The sequence below is a fragment of the Amycolatopsis tucumanensis genome (genome assembly GCF_021654135.1).
In the GTDB taxonomy this organism is placed as follows: domain Bacteria; phylum Actinomycetota; class Actinomycetes; order Mycobacteriales; family Pseudonocardiaceae; genus Amycolatopsis_E; species Amycolatopsis_E tucumanensis.
In genome coordinates, this window is record NZ_JAKGSD010000012.1 from 1 (window position 1) to 14,445 (window position 14,445).

At 75.3% G+C, this 14,445-nt stretch carries 15 protein-coding genes and 1 pseudogene; 5 read left to right on the forward strand and 11 right to left on the reverse strand.

Annotation, left to right across the window (positions count from 1 at the left end; translation table 11 throughout):
• Both L2C96_RS14605 and L2C96_RS14610 read left to right on the forward strand, forming a co-directional pair.
• Positions 1-319, forward strand: a 319-nt coding sequence (locus tag L2C96_RS14605) for a helix-turn-helix domain-containing protein (RefSeq protein ID WP_237336505.1), incomplete at its 5' end; no start/stop codon positions are given.
• Between the two features lie 377 nt (positions 320-696).
• Positions 697-1,011: pseudogene (locus L2C96_RS14610) on the forward strand (IS30 family transposase); the annotation flags it as partial.
• A 61-nt stretch (positions 1,012-1,072) separates the two neighbouring features.
• On the opposite strand, the gene L2C96_RS14615 reads toward L2C96_RS14610, so the two are convergent.
• The 6 genes from L2C96_RS14615 to L2C96_RS14640 form a co-directional block, all read right to left on the reverse strand.
• A complete protein-coding gene (locus tag L2C96_RS14615; protein ID WP_237336506.1) occupies positions 1,073-1,423 on the reverse strand; it encodes a three-helix bundle dimerization domain-containing protein in 351 nt (116 codons plus the stop codon).
• Positions 1,424-1,435: 12 nt separating this feature from the next.
• On the reverse strand, positions 1,436-2,320 hold the full coding sequence (locus L2C96_RS14620; RefSeq protein ID WP_237336507.1) for a universal stress protein: 885 nt from the start codon (positions 2,318-2,320) through the stop codon (positions 1,436-1,438).
• Between the two features lie 7 nt (positions 2,321-2,327).
• Positions 2,328-2,906 carry an Rv1733c family protein gene (locus L2C96_RS14625; RefSeq protein ID WP_237336508.1) on the reverse strand — a complete coding sequence of 193 codons (579 nt, stop codon included), beginning with the start codon at positions 2,904-2,906 and terminating at the stop codon, positions 2,328-2,330.
• Between the two features lie 25 nt (positions 2,907-2,931).
• Positions 2,932-3,387 (reverse strand): universal stress protein, encoded by a 456-nt coding sequence (locus tag L2C96_RS14630; RefSeq protein WP_020421640.1) that lies wholly within the window; start codon positions 3,385-3,387, stop codon positions 2,932-2,934.
• 116 nt (positions 3,388-3,503) lie between these two features.
• Positions 3,504-5,225 (reverse strand): SulP family inorganic anion transporter, encoded by a 1,722-nt coding sequence (locus L2C96_RS14635; RefSeq protein ID WP_237336509.1) that lies wholly within the window; start codon positions 5,223-5,225, stop codon positions 3,504-3,506.
• A 1-nt stretch (position 5,226) separates the two neighbouring features.
• Positions 5,227-7,854, reverse strand: coding sequence for a bifunctional acetate--CoA ligase family protein/GNAT family N-acetyltransferase (locus tag L2C96_RS14640; RefSeq protein WP_237336510.1), 2,628 nt, complete (start codon positions 7,852-7,854; stop codon positions 5,227-5,229).
• 164 nt (positions 7,855-8,018) lie between these two features.
• Between L2C96_RS14640 and L2C96_RS14645 the strand changes: the two genes are divergently transcribed.
• From L2C96_RS14645 to L2C96_RS14655, 3 genes are read left to right on the forward strand one after another with little or no spacing between them, the layout of a single operon-like run.
• Positions 8,019-8,693: a response regulator transcription factor gene (locus tag L2C96_RS14645; RefSeq protein ID WP_237336511.1), complete on the forward strand. Its 675-nt coding sequence runs from the start codon at positions 8,019-8,021 to the stop codon at positions 8,691-8,693.
• Positions 8,690-9,925 (forward strand): sensor histidine kinase, encoded by a 1,236-nt coding sequence (locus L2C96_RS14650; RefSeq protein WP_237336512.1) that lies wholly within the window; start codon positions 8,690-8,692, stop codon positions 9,923-9,925. The genes L2C96_RS14645 and L2C96_RS14650 overlap by 4 nt, the downstream gene beginning before the upstream one ends.
• Positions 9,926-9,963: 38 nt before the next feature.
• The gene (locus tag L2C96_RS14655) at positions 9,964-10,476 is read left to right on the forward strand and encodes a DUF2231 domain-containing protein (protein ID WP_237336513.1); all 513 of its coding nucleotides are present in this window, start codon (positions 9,964-9,966) and stop codon (positions 10,474-10,476) included.
• Between the two features lie 7 nt (positions 10,477-10,483).
• On the opposite strand, the gene L2C96_RS14660 is transcribed toward L2C96_RS14655, so the two are convergent.
• From L2C96_RS14660 to L2C96_RS14680, 5 genes are all read right to left on the reverse strand, one after another.
• Positions 10,484-11,371 carry a universal stress protein gene (locus L2C96_RS14660; protein ID WP_237336514.1) on the reverse strand — a complete coding sequence of 296 codons (888 nt, stop codon included), beginning with the start codon at positions 11,369-11,371 and terminating at the stop codon, positions 10,484-10,486.
• Positions 11,372-11,383: 12 nt separating this feature from the next.
• On the reverse strand, positions 11,384-12,049 hold the full coding sequence (locus L2C96_RS14665; protein WP_237336515.1) for a CBS domain-containing protein: 666 nt from the start codon (positions 12,047-12,049) through the stop codon (positions 11,384-11,386).
• A 5-nt stretch (positions 12,050-12,054) separates the two neighbouring features.
• Positions 12,055-12,945, reverse strand: a complete 891-nt coding sequence (locus L2C96_RS14670; protein WP_237336516.1) for a universal stress protein — start codon at positions 12,943-12,945, stop codon at positions 12,055-12,057.
• 23 nt (positions 12,946-12,968) lie between these two features.
• On the reverse strand, positions 12,969-13,205 hold the full coding sequence (locus tag L2C96_RS14675) for a hypothetical protein (RefSeq protein WP_237336643.1): 237 nt from the start codon (positions 13,203-13,205) through the stop codon (positions 12,969-12,971).
• Between the two features lie 100 nt (positions 13,206-13,305).
• Positions 13,306-14,322: a hypothetical protein gene (locus tag L2C96_RS14680; protein WP_237336517.1), complete on the reverse strand. Its 1,017-nt coding sequence runs from the start codon at positions 14,320-14,322 to the stop codon at positions 13,306-13,308.
• Positions 14,323-14,445: the final 123 nt, after the last annotated feature.

A 14,445-nucleotide genomic window follows, 5' to 3' on the forward strand; every position in this document is an offset into this window, starting at 1 on the left:
CCGCTCCCTGCTCGACACCCGCGCCGCCGCCACCCTCATGGCCAAACTCCGCGACAACACCCGCGACGACGGCCCGCTGGCCGGCCTCACCGAACGCGAACGCACCCTGCTCGACCTCATCGGCGAAGGACTCACCAACGCCCAGATCGCCCAGCGCATGTACCTCGCCGAAAAGACGATCAAGAACTACGTGTCGCGGCTGCTGGCCAAGCTCGGCCTGGAACGCCGCACCCAGGCCGCCGTGCTGGCGGCCAAGCTGCACGACCGCGAGCACGCCGACGGCCCCCGTCGCGACACCTGGTCACCCGTGCTGCGCTGAGTTTCCGCGCGCGGAAAGGGCCTCCGGCAAGCTCGGGTTCTAGCGATCCCCGCAACACCCTGGATTTCAGGGAGTTGCGGGGATCGTGGTTTCTGAGGGGTTGCGGGCGAGGTTTTTCGAGGCTCTGGACCGGGAGAGGGGCAGCATCTCGGGTGCTTCCCGGGCGGTCGAAGTGAATCGTGCGACGGCGTACGGGTGGGCTCGTAACGCGGGTGTGCGGGGTCGGGGGAAGACGGGCACGGCCGGGCATCCGGGCCGGGCGGAGTACGACCGGCTTCGGGCGGCCGGGGTCCGGCGGCGGGACGCCGCGGCACGGGTCGGGGTCCACGAACGCACCGCCAAGGACTGGGACCGCGGCATGTCGGGGCCGTCTCTTGATCCAGACCCTGCCCGAGCACCTACGCGGCTCGCTGACCTGGGACCAGGGCTGCGAGATGGCCGCGCACAAGCAGTTCACGGCGGCCACCGGAGTACCGGTCTACTTCTGCGATTCGCACTGGCCCTGGCAACGGGGCTCGAACGAGAACACCAACGGCTTGCTACGCCAGTACTTCCCCAAGGGCACCGACCTGTCCGTGCACAGCGCCGCCGATCTCGAGCACGTCGCCCACCAACTCAACGGCCGACCACGCAAAACACTCGGCTGGAAGACCCCAGCCGAGTGCCTGCGTGATCTACTGACAACGACATGAACCATCAGGTGTTGGGAAGCCCCAAGAATCCGGCAAGCGCCGGAGGCCCTTTTCCGTGTCCTCACTCCGCTTCGAGCGTCGCGCGAGCACGGTGCAGGGTCAGCGGGATCAGGTGGCCGGTGACCGTCGCGGACGCGGCGAGCTCCCGGTAGGTGTCGTCGACGATCGCGCGCACCCGCGCCGGGTCCGCGCCGGGGAAGGCCTGCCGCAGTTCCCCGACCACGGCGGCCAGCTCGTCGGCGACGAGGTGGGAGCCGGCCGGGGCGGGCGGACGCTGCCGGTAGGCCTCGCTGGCGAAGTAGCGGCGCATCGACGCCTCCGCGAGATCCGCCGCCGAATGCGCCTGGCTCGTGCGGGACGCCGCGCTCTGCCGCGCTTCCCGTGCCGCCTTCTTGTTTTCGATGTCGCTCATGACGTCGTCTCCTCACACGTCTTCCGGATCTTCGGGCACCACCGCGACCGGGCAGGGCGCCCGGAAGGCCAGGGACTGGCTCGTCGAGCCGAGCAGCAGCCCCGCGAACGCGCTGCTGCCGTGGGTGCCCACCACGAGCAGGCGGGCGTGCTGCCCGAACTCGAGCAGGGTGTGCCCGGGACGCCCGCGCAGCACCAGGTACTCCACCGGCACCCCGGGGAACTCCTCGGTCAGCGGCGCCATCCGGGCGACCAGCGCGCGGTGTTCCGCGTCGTGCCGGTCCGCCGGGTCCCCCGGCGCCGCGTGCCAGGTCCGCACCGCGGTGACCGAGGTGCCGTACAGCGCGGCCATCTTCATCGCGTAGCGGGCGGCGGTGATGGTGCCGTCGACGCCGACCACGATCGAACCCTGGTCGGTGACGCGGCCGCGGACGACCACGACCGGGCGGTGACCGTGCACGGTGAGCGCCAGGCCGCAGGAGCCGAACACGAGGCTGCTGAGGCCGCCGGAGCCGTCGTGCCCGAGGACCACCGACGCGGCGTGCTCGGACTCGCGGCGCAGCACGCCCCGCGGATCGCCCTCGCACAGCCGCTGCTCCACCGGCACCCCGGGCGCGGTCTCCTGCGCCACCGCTTCGGCGGCCCGCAGCCGGTCGGCGCCCCACGCCCGCAGTTCCGCGCGGATCTGGTCCGCGTTCATGCTCAGCGCGGGGTAGTCCCGGTCGCTGCGCGGGTAGGCGTGGACCAGGCGCAGCGGCACGCCCAGCCGGGCGGCGTCCCGGGCGCCCCAGCGCACCGCGTCGAGCGCCGAGCCGGACCCGTCCACGCCGACCACGACCGGCCGCATGCGATTACGGGCGGGCGCGCGGGTTTCCTGGGTCTGTAGCCGCACGGTCATCGTTTCCTCACCACCGGGTCTTGTCGCTGCCGAGCTCGGACCATTCGCGTTCCCAGGCCCCCAGGCGCAGCCGGTCGAGACCGGCGCGCACCAGCGCGACGAGCGACCCCAGCGCCACCACGACGCCGAGCCACGCCAGGAACCCCGCGGCGAGGGCCACGGTCAGTGCGTTGCCCGCGGTCAGCGGCGCGGGCGCGGGCTCCCCGGCCGGGTCGACCCAGACGGGGACCCGGTCACCGGGCCCGGTGCCGCGGCCGACCGGAACGGTGCCGGTGCGGTCGCTGCCGTCGGGCAGGCGCCACACCGCGGTGGCGGTCCCGTCGTCGCTGTCGGGGCTGGGCGGGGTCACGTCCAGCACCACCGCCTCCACCTCGCGCCGTTCGGCCTGCTGCTGCCGGGAAACCGCTGTCTCGGCAGCCCGGACCTCGGAGACGACGACACCGGCCACCGGGACCGCGGCCAGCGCCGCGAGCACCGCGGTGGCCAGCACGGCCGCCTCCGCGCGGTCCCACGCCCTGGCGAGCGAGCCGCGGCCCGGGCTGATGAGCCGCCACTGCCTGCTCAGCCACACCATGATCGGTGACATCGACGCTCCTCCCCCCAGCACGCGCTCAGACCATCGGGCCGGGCTGGTAGTCCACTTCGGCCAGTGGGTGCCGGGCCGCGCGCGCGGCGGGCACGATCACCACCGGGCAGTGCGCCCGGCGCAGGCACTGCGCGCCGACGGACCCGACCAGCGCGCGCATGATCCGCCCGTAGCCGTGGCTGCCGAGCACGAGCATGGCCGCGTCCGCCGCGGCGGACAGCAGCACCTCCGCCGGCTCGCCCTCGGTGACCTCCGGCCGGATCTTCGCCTCCGGCTGTTCGCGGTGCGCGCGATCCACCATCTCGCCGAGGGCGCGCCGGTGCGCGGTGAACACGGCCTCGGCCGTCGCCCCGCCACCCGGGTAGCTCCAGGCGTGGACCGCCACCACTTCCCGGCCGGTCCGCGCGGCTTCGCCCGCCGCCCACCGCAACGCGGCGGCACTGCCCGCGGAGCCGTCCACTCCCACCACGATCGCGGCCATGACGCCGTCCTCTCGCCGGTCGTTTTCCTTGTGTCCCAGCCTGGTCCGGCGGCGCGAGGTGGTGAAGGGCCGATGGTCCCCGTCGTGAGGGCCCTGCGGCGGTTTCCGGCGCGCCGTCAGGGCGCCAGCGGATCGGGTGGCACCACCGGCGCGCGCACGCCGTCCGGCGGCCGCCCGTGGCGGGCGGTGTACCAGCCGACGTAGGCGGCGACCGCCGCGGGCAGCGTCGGGAAGATCCGGTCCTCCCCCAGCTCCGCGGTGAACCCGGCGGCGCTCAGCTCGTCGTGCAGTTCCTGCTTCACCCGGGCCATCGCGAACACGATCCCCCGGCTCGCGAGCTCGCGCCGCAGGCCGGTCAGGGTCTCCAGCGCGGTGCTGTCGATGTCCACATTGGCCTCGGCGTTGAGCAGGAACCACTCCGGCGCGGCGCCGTCCAGCGAGTCCAGCGCCCGGCGCCGGAAATCCTCGGCGTTGGCGAAGAACAGCGGCGCGTCGTAGCGGTACACGAGCAGCCCGGGCACCACCCGCGAGCCCGGGTAGTCGCCGATGTCGTGCATGCCGGGCACCCCCGGCGCGTACCCGAGCACCGCCGCGTGCGGCCGCGCGACCTTGCGCAGCAGGTCCAGCAGCGACAGCCCGATCGCGACCAGGATGCCGTAGAGCACGCCGAGCACGAGGACCCCGGCCAGCGTCGCGACCGCCAGTACCGCCTCGCTGCGCCGGAAAGCCGCGATGCGGCGGAACTCGGCCACGTCGATCAGCCGCAGCGCGGCGTACACCACGACGGCGCCCAGCGCGGCGGCGGGGAACGCGGCCAGCACCGGCCCGGCCACGAACATGGCCAGCACCACGGTCACCAGCGTCACCACGGAGTAGAGCTGGCTGCGGGCGCCCAGCGCGTCGGCGATCGCCGTCCAGCTGCCGCTGCAGCTGACCGGCAGCCAGCGCAGGAACCCGGCCGCCAGGTTCACCAGCCCCAGCGCGCGCAGTTCCCGGTCGGCGTCGACGCGTTCGCCGTGCCTGCTGCCGAACGCGCGTGCGGTGAGCACCATGTCGGAGAACCCGACCAGCGCGATCCCGGCCGCGGGCAGCAGCAGCGACGGCAGATCGGCCGCGGCCACGTTCGGCAGCCCGGGCACGGGCAGCCCGGACGGCACGTCGCCGACCACCCGGACACCCGCGTCCTGCCCGCCGGCGAGGGCGACCACGCCCGTGGCGAGCAGCATCGCCAGCAGCGGGCCCGGCGCCCGCGGCAGCAGGCGCGCCACCACCAGCAGGAACGCCAGCACCGCCGCCGACACCGCCACCGCGGGCCAGTGCACGCGGTCCAGCGCGCCGAACCAGGACGCCACCTCCGCGACCAGACCGTCACCGGACACCGGGACGCCGGTGAGCGTGCTCAGCTGGCTCACGACCATGATCACCGCGATGCCGGCCAGGTAGCCGACGAGCACGGGTTTGGACAGCAGGTCGGCGAACATCCCCAGCCGCACCAGACCGCCGAGCAGACAGATCCCGCCGACGATCAGCGCGAGGACGGCCGCCAGAGCCGCGTACCGGCCCGGATCCCCGGCGGCCAGCGGAGCCAGCGCCACCGCGGTCATCAGCGCCGTGGTCGACTCCGGACCCACGGACAGGCGGCGCGAACCGCCCACGACGACGTACACCGCCAGCGGGCCGATCGCGGCCCACAACCCGGCCACCGGCGGCAGCCCGGCGATCCGCGCGTAGGCCATGACCTGCGGGATCAGGTAGGCGGCCACGGTCACCCCGGCCAGCACGTCGCCGCGCAGCCAGGCCCGGCGGTACCCGGCGAGGCCGGGCAGCGCGCCGCGCACCTCAGATCCGCAGGCGCCGCAGGAACGGCTCGGCCGGGGTGTGCGGGGCGAGCCGGACCCGCGCATCCAGCACCAGGCATCCGCCCTCGTGCGCGACCACCGGGTTCAGGTCGAGCTCGGCGACCTCCGGCAGCACCTCGGCGAGACGGCTCAGCCGCACCAGCACGTCCCGCAGCGCGGCCCGGTCGAAGCCGCCTGGGCCGAACAGGTGCGGCGAGGACCGCAGGCCGGACAGCAGCAAATCGGCGTCGCGCGACGTCAGCGGCGCCAGCCGTGCGGCGCGGTCGGCCACCAGGTCGGTGTCCACCCCGCCGAGCCCGAACACCACGAGCGGCCCGAACACGTCGTCCCCGGCGATCCCAGCCAGGACCTCGCGGGCGTGGGCGACCATCGGCTGCACCACGACACCGCGCCACTGATCGCCGAACCGGTCGCGCCAGCGGTGCACGATTTCGCGCAGCTGGTTCTCCCCGCGGACGTCCAGCGCGACCCCGCCGCCGCTGCTCTTGTGCACCAGGCCCGTTGCGCAGGCCTTCACGGCGACCGGTCCGCCCAGCTCGCGCAGGGCGTCCACCGCCTCGTCGGCATCGGTGGCGAACCGGGTGGCGACGACCGGGATCCCGAAGCAGCGCAGCAGCCGCGTGGCGTCCAGCGGGTCGAGCCAGCCGGTCGCGCCTGCCACGATGCGGCGGGCCGCGGCGGTGTCCACATCGGACAGTCGCGGTGGCGCTTCGTCCGGCTCGGCGCGCCAGGCGGCGTAGCGGGCGAGGCTGCCCAGAGCGCCGGCCGCGCCGAGGGCGTCCGCGTAGGACGGCACGAGCCCGTCCGCGGTGAGCAGGGGTTCCACGAACGGCAGCTGCCCGGGGCGCACGACGAGCACGGGCTTGTCCCCCGCGTGCCTCGTAGCCACTCCGGTGAGCGGGTCGCCGACCGCGGTCGCGACGCCGGCCACGACGACGGCGTCGATCCCGTCGTCGGCCAGCACCGCGTCCAGGCAGGCGCCGAACACCTCCGCCGTCACGGCCGCGGTGGTGTCCACCGGGTTGCGCACGGACGCCTGGGCGGGCAGCAGTTCCCGCAGCCGCGACACCGTGCCCGGGCTCAGGTCCGGCAGTTCCAGACCGTGCCGGGCGCACGCGTCGGCCGCGAGGACACCCGCACCGCCGGCGTTGCTCAGCACCGCGACCCGCCGCCCCGCGGGCAGCGGCTGCCACGACAACGCCGCGACCGCCTCCAGCAGTTCGGTCACGCTGTCCACCGCGATCACGCCGGCCTGCTCGTACAGCGCGTCCCGGGTGACGGCAGGCGTCGCGGTCGCCGCGGTGTGCGAGGCGGCCGCGCGCCGCGCGGTCTCGGTCTGCCCGGTCCGCACGGCCAGCACGGGTTTGACCCGGGCCAGGTCGCGGGCGATGCGAGCGAACTTGCGCGGGTTGCCGAACGACTCCAGGTACAGCACGGCGAGGTCGGTGCGCGGGTCCTCGCGCCACCAGCGCAGCAGGTCGTTGCCGCTGACGTCGTACTTGTCGCCGGTGGACACCATCGTCGACACGCCGAGTCCCAGCCGCCGCAACGCCTCCACGACCGCGATGCCGAAGCCGCCGGACTGCGTCACGACACCCACCCGGCCGGACGGCATGCGCCCCGGCGCGAAGGTGGCGTTCAGGCGGATCCCGTCCTCGGTGTTGGCCACGCCGACGCAGTTGGGCCCGACCAGCCGGACCCCGTGCGTGCGGGCGGCGCGGACGGTGCGGGCGCCGAGGCCGGTGCCGGTCAGCCCGGCCGAGATGATGACGGCCGCACGGGTGCCGCGGCGGCCGCACTCCTCGACGACCCCGGGCACCGCGGGCGCGGGCACGCACACGACCGCCAGCTCGGGGGTTTCGGGCAGGTCGGCGACTGAGCTCGCGCACGGTACGCCGGCGATGTCGCGGGCGTGCGGGTTGACCGCCGACAAGCGACCGGAGTAGCCGCCCTCGGCTAGGTTGACCAGCACGGCGTGCCCGACCGAGGCCGGGTCCCGGCCCGCGCCGATCACCGCGACCGACCGCGGCTGCAGCACGTGCCGCAAACTCGCGACGTCCGCGATGCGCTCCCGCTCGGCCAGCCGGCTGCGGAAGGCCTCGTCCTCGTCCAGGCCGATGCTGAAGTCGCACTCCGATCCGGCCGCGCTGACGAGGTAGGGCAGGCCGAGGTCGGCGAAGACCCGAAGCATGCGGGAGTTCTCCGCCAGCACCTGGCCGGTGAACCGCCGGATTCCCTGCCCGCGGGCCAGCGCCACGAGGTGTTCCAGCAGCAGGGTGCCGACGCCGTGCGCCTTCGCCGCGGAACCGACCGCGAGGGCGAGCTCGGCCTCGGTGGGTTCGGCGGAGACCTCGTAGTGCGCGACGCCGACCAGCTCGCCGTGCCGGAACGCGCCCACCGCGGCCCGCCGCGGCCCGGGTTCGGCGCACATGCGCGCGACCAGCTCGTCCAGGCGGCCGGGCAGTCCGAAGAACCGGAAATAGCTGTCGCGTTCGTCGAGGCCCTCGTGCAGCGCGAGCGCCGCGGGGGCGTCGGCGGGCCGCAGCGGGCGGATCTCGACCACCTCACCGTCGGCCAGCACCGCCGCCACGTCCTGTCCTGCCGTCATCACGGTCCTTTCGTGGTGCCGCAGCGGGCCGAACCCCGCCCCACGAGCAAACCCCGGCGACGGCGGGGCCGACGCGGGCCCGCGTCACCAATCGGGAGGACCGGAGTCCCTGGGCGGGGAGGACGAAAGACCCTCGCGCCGGCGGGCCGGGACACAATGGCCGGGTGCGCACACCTGACGCCGCGCCGCGGCTCCTGCTCGTCGAGGACGACGCCGGTCTCGCGCGGCTGCTGTCCGGCCTGCTCGGCGAGGAGGGGTACGACGTGGAGGTGGCCCCGGACGGGCAGCGCGGCCTCCACCTCGGCCTGACCCGGGACTACGACCTGGTGGTGCTCGACCGGGGCCTGCCCGCCGTGTGCGGCCTGGACCTGCTGGCGCGGTTGCGCGACCGCGGCGTGACGGCGCCGGTGCTGGTGCTCTCGGCGCTGAGCAACCCCGCCGACCGGGTCGACGGCCTCGACGCCGGCGCCGAGGACTACCTGGGCAAGCCGTTCGACGTCGACGAGCTGCTGGCGCGGCTGCGGGCGCTGCGCCGCCGCCACACCGACCGCGCCAGGACGCTGGCGCTGCCCGGCGGCCGCCTGGACCTGGACACCCGCCAGGCCGCGATCGGCGGTGACCGGCCGGTGCGGCTGTCCGAACGGGAGTGCTCGCTGCTGGCGACGCTGGCTGCGCGGCCTGCGCGCGTGTTCACCCGCGCCGACCTGCGGGCGCTGGTCTTCCCCGACGCCGGCACCGAGGTGGTCGACACCTACGTGCACTACCTGCGGCGCAAGCTCGGCCGCCACGTCGTCGACACAGTGCGCGGCGTGGGCTACCAGCTGGGGCACCGGAGGTGACGCGCTCGCCCGACGAGCGGGTCCTGCGACGCACCGCGTGGCGGGTCGGCCTGCAGACCGCGGCCGCCGTCGCCGTCACCGTGGCCGTGCTCGGCGCCGTGGCGGGCCTGGTGGTGCTGCGCTCGCAGCACCACGCGGAGGACCAGCTCGTGCGCTCGGCGATCGACCAGGCCGACGACGTGGGCGATCCACCTGCCGGGACGTGGCTCGTCGTGCTCGACGGTGAGCGCCGGTCGGCCACCCCCGGCCTGCCCGCCGGGTTGCCCGGTGCGGCCGATCTCCGTCAGACCGCGCAGGACCACCTCGCGCGCAGCTCCGACGTGCACGCCGGCGGGCGGGAGTACCGCCTGCGCACCGAACCGTTCCGGAACGGCGCCATCCAGGTGGTGCTCGACCTGCGCGGCGAGCACGAGGAACGCGAGCGGCTGGTGCAGGCGCTGCTCATCGCCGGATCGGCCGGGCTGGTGCTCGCCGCCCTGGCCGGCGCGTGGCTCGGCCGCCGCGCGGTCGCGCCGCTGGCCGCCGCGCTCGCCCTGCAACGGCGGTTCGTCGCCGACGCCGGGCACGAGCTGCGCACGCCGGTGACGCTGCTCAGCACCCGCGCCCAGCTGATCCGGCGGCGGTTGCGGAAGGGCGGCGATCCCGCAGCGCTCGCGTCCGAGGCCGACGAACTGGTGCGCGACGCGGGCGTGCTTGCCGGTGTGCTCGACGACCTGCTCGTCGCGGCCGATCCACGGGAACCACCCGCGGACCGGCTGGACCTGGGCAGGCTGGCCGACGAGGCGGCCGGCGCCGCCCGCGCGGAGGCCAGGGCCCGCGCGGTGGTCGTGCGGACCGAGACCGGCCGCGCCCCGGTCACCGGGTCGGAGGTGAGCCTGCGCCGTGCCGTCACCGCCCTGCTGGACAACGCGATCCGGCACGCGCGGCGCGAAGTGCTCGTGCACGTCGCCCGCGAAGGTCGTGCGGTGGTGCTCACGGTCACCGACGACGGGCCCGGCATCGACGAGTCGGTGCTGCCCACGATCTTCGACCGCTTCTCGTCCGGCGCTGGCGACGGCGGCGCCGGTGCGCGACGGCGCTACGGTCTCGGGCTGGCCCTGGTCAGCGAAATCGTCGCCCGGCACGGGGGTTCGGTGACGGCGGGCAACCCCGCGGCCGGGGGCGCGCGGCTGCAGGTGCGCCTGCCCGCGGCCCGGTTCCCAGAAACGACCAAGAATTCCCCGGCAGGCTGAGCGGCGTCCGACCTCCAACCCACGCGGAGCCCGCCACCATGCCTGTGTTCCTGTCCGGAGTGCCGCTGCACGTCCTCCTCGTCCACGCCGTGGTCGTCCTGGTGCCGCTGGCGGTGCTGGCCGCGCTGACCGTCGCGCTGTGGCCGGCGGCCCGCCGCCGGTACGGCTGGCTCGCCGCCGGCGTCGCCGCGGCCGCCACCGCGTCCGTGCCGCTGGCCACCAGCAGCGGCGAAGACCTGCGGGACCGGCTGGCGCCGACCGACCTGATCCGGCAGCACGCGCACCTCGGCGACCAGTTGCTGGTCTTCGTGGCCGGGCTCCTGGCCGCGACGGTGGCGCTGGTGTGGTTCGACCGCCGCGCGCGCCGGGACGAGCCGGGAGCTGCCCGCCGCCTGCCGTCCCGACCGGTGACCCTGGGACTCGCGGCCGCGACGATCGCGCTCGCCGCGGTGTCGGCGGTCCAGGTCGTGCGGATCGGCGACTCGGGCGCGCGGGCGGCGTGGGCGCAGACGCACTACACCGCACCGCAGCACCAGGACGAGGACGGCTGAGCGGGCGCTACTCCCCGTCGGGGCGGACCACCATCACCGGGCACTCTGCGCGGTGGATCAGCGCCTGGCTGGTCGATCCCAGCAGCAGCCCGGAAAAGCCGCCGCGCCCGCGGCTGCCCACGACGACCAGCTGCGCCTGCCTGCTCCAGTCGATCAGCTGGTGCCGCGGCCGGTCGCGCACCACGACGCGGTCCACCTTGACGTCGGGGTAGCGCTCCTGCCGACCCGCCAGCCGCTCGGCGAGCACCAGCTCCTCGTCCTGCCGGACCGCCTCCCAGTCGACGACCAGCGGGAAGGATCCGAGACCGCCCAGGAGGTCCTCGTCGCTCCACGCGTGCACCGCCACCAGCGGCGCCCCGCGCCAGCTGGCCTCCTCGAAGGCCGCCTCCAGCGCCCGCTCGCTGAACGGGCTGCCGTCGACACCGACCACGACCGGTCCCGCCGCCGGGGCGGCCCGCCCGCGCACCACCACGACCGGGCAGTGCGCGTGGGAAACGACCTGCACCGCCGTGGTCCCGGCGAGCACGCCGGTGAACCCGCCGGCCCCCGACGCGCCCAGCACGAGCGCTCTGGCGCCGCGGGACGCCGTGATCAGGGCCTCGGCCGGGTGCTCCTCCGGCATCGCCGTGGTGACCGTCAGTCCCTCGCCACCCGCGTCGCGGGCGACGCGGACCGCAGCGGCCAAGAAGTCCTTCGCGTTGTCCACCAGATCGTCGTGCAGCGCCCGCAGCGCGGGCATCGCGATTCCGTAGCGGCCGGTGAACGGCGAGAACCCGTGCACGAGGTGCAGCCGGTCGCGGTGCCGCACCGCGTCGGCCGCGGCCCAGCGCACCGCCGCGGTGGAGGCCTCCGACCAGTCCACCCCGACGACGGTCACCCCTGCGGTGTTCGTCATGTCGTTCCTCTCCTAGCCCGGAATCCGGTCGTCCACAGTGGAATTCAGTTCGTTCGCGACGGCGACGACGCCGGGGATCGCCTCGGTCAGCCGCGCCGCCCGCTCCGCCTCGCTGCGCCGGTCGACCGTGCCGGTGAGTGTCACGACCCCGTCCACGACCTCGGCGCGCGCCTGCTCCGGAGCTGCCCACAGGCAACGCCGCAGCACCTCCTCCTCGACGGCGCGGGCGATCTCGGCGTCCGGCCGCAGGAACACCCGCAGCACGTCCCGCCGGGCGAGCACGCCGACGAGCTTGCCGTCGCCGTCGACGACGTAGAGCCGCCTCAGGTGTTCGCGCGCCAGCCGGCGCGCCGCGACGGCGACCGGCTCGTCCTGCCCGATCACCCGGACCCGCCGCGTCATCGCGGTTTCCGCGGTCATCGCGCGCGACTTGCCCCACCAGCGCCACCGTCGTCCCGGCGCGAACGCCGACGGCGGCCGGTCCGCGCCGCGCAGGTCCTCCTTGGCCAGCAGGTCCGACTCCGAGACCACGCCGACCGGGCGGTCGTGGCCGTCGACCACCGGCACCGCCCCGATCTGGTACTGGTCCAGCAGCCGGACCAGGTTCTTGAACGGCATCGCGGGCACCACGGACACCACCGGATGCGTCATCAGGTCGCCCACGACCGGTCCGCGCACCCGCCTCACGCCTGGCGGACGATCAGCAGCGGGCACAGCGCGAAGGTGATCAGCGACTGGCTCGTGGACCCGAGCACCATGCCGGCGAACCCGCCGCGGCCGCGGCTGCCCACGACGATCAGCTGGGCGCCCTCGGCGTGGTCGAGCAGCCGGTCGGCCGCGCTGCCGCGTACCACGATCCGCTCGACGGCGACGTCGGGGTACTTCTCCTGCCAGCCCGCCAGCCGCTGGGCCAGCAGCTCGCGCTCGCGCTCCTCGATCGCCGGGCGGTCCAGCGTCCAGCGCGTCTCCTCGAAGAGGGCGCCCAGGTAGGAGTCGTCCCACGCGTGGACCGCGACGAGCGCGGCACCGCGACGGGAAGCCGCGTCGAACGCGGCCGCGATCGCCTCGTCGCTGGTGGGCGAGGCGTCGATCCCGACCACGACCGGCCCCTCGGCGGGCGGCTCGTCGTCCGCCACGTGCGGCCGGACCACGGCGACCGGGCAGCGGGCGTTGGCGGCCAGCGCGATCGTGACCGACCCGGCCAGGAAGCGGCCGAGGAACCGCACGGGCGGGGTGCCCAGCACGAGCACCGCGGCCGAGCGGGACTCGTCCAGCAGCGCCGCGCCGACCTGCTCCTTGCGCAGGCTCCGCTGGATGTCCACATCGGACTCGGCGCTGCGGGCGGCGTCGCTCGCGGCGCGCAGGATCCGGTGGCCCCGCTGACGCGCGAGGCCGGCCAGGTCCACGTGCACCGGCATCGGCTGGGGGTAGCCGAGCGAGGCTTCGTCCAGGGCGTGCACCAGTTTCAGGGGCACGTTGCGGCGCCGTGCCTCGGTGGCGGCCCACCGGACCGCGCCGAGCGACGCTTCGGAGCCGTCGACCCCGACGACGACCGGGTTCGGGGAGTGGGACATGGTTGTTTCCTTTCGGATCCGGGTTACGCCGAAGCGGTGGCGCGCTGGAAGAGCTCGGTGAGTTCCGGGATGGTCAGGGTCCGGTTCGCCGGCTGCCGGCGCGGTCGCGGGACCGGCGCGCGGCCTTCGGCCGGCGACAGCCCGAGCATCGCGAGCAGCTCGCGGAGCTCGTCGGCGTCCTTCGCCTGGCCCGCCACGGCGCGCGCGGCGCGGTGGCGTTCTTCGGGGGTCGGTTCGTGCGAGCTGATCGCGTTGTCCATGCCGGGAACGCTATTGGCGGACGGCGGCCCGCCACGACGGGCGGAGGGCCCGTCGTGGCGGGGCTGAGGTCGCCGCCGGTGAGGACTTTGTGCCCTGTCCTCAGCCGTCGGACGCCAGGAGACGGGCCAGCGCGAACCCGGTGACGGCGGAGGTGGTGGCGGCCATGAGCAGCCCGCCGCCGACGCCGATCAGCACTGTGACGGCCAGGGCTTGCCCCTCGTGCCACAGCGGCATGGTGACGGCGAGGAACACACCCAGCCCGGCCAGCCAGGCCGCAGCGGTGACCGGGATCCACCGCCACGCCCGGGACAGGTGCGGGCGCAGGAGCGGCCACTGGGCCGTCCCGAGTGACGCGAGTACGACCAGCCCGAGCACCACCCCGGCCGCCCCGGCCTCCACCGGCGACCAGCGGTCGACCTCCGCCGCGGCCGGGATCGTGCCGGCCAGGTAGGCGAGGACCGCGCCGGCCGAGGTCGCCGCGATCCAGCGCCGCGTCCGCAGGGCCGGCAGCGCGTGCCGCAGCACGAGCGCCTGCCCGCACCCGAGCGCGGCCCCTTCGACCGCCCCGGCGGCCAGCAGGGCGGGCACGGCGACCGCGGGCGCCGACCCGGCGGTGAGCGCGCCGACGCCGGCGGGCACCGCGAACCCGGCGAACTCGGCCAGGGTGACGATCCAGAACCAGCTCCACGCCAGCGCCCTGCCGCGCAAGGGTTTCACTGGGGGCAGGTCGATGGCGACCAGCGGCGCGTCCGCGGGCACCCGCGGCCCGCGGAGCTGGTACACCGCCACCGCCGCCTCGCGCTCGGCGCCGTGCAGCACCCGGCCCGCACCGGCCGACCACCCGCCCGGCAGCCACACCTCGACCGGGGAGATGGTGCGGAAGTGCCGCCACCACGTCTTGCCGGCGGCCCGCCCGGCGACGACCAGCAGCCGGTCGCCGTCCCGGACGTGGCACACCGGGAACTCGACCAGGTCACCGCGCCGCGAGCGGTACCGCAGCACGCACAACCGGCCGAGCAGCGGGGCGAGCACGGAATCCAGCAGCCGAAGGACCAGCCGCTGGCCCACGCCGCGGCGCGCCGCGCGCCGGTGGCGCCCGGGCGCGGTGGTGCTCATCTGCGTTCCCCCGTCCGGCCGCCGTACCGGACATGGCCCACCGGGAGCGCGAACAGCCCGAGGTCCAACCGGTCACCCAACCCGCGGCGAGCCGCGCTCCGGCGCCGCCCGGGCGCGGCGGTG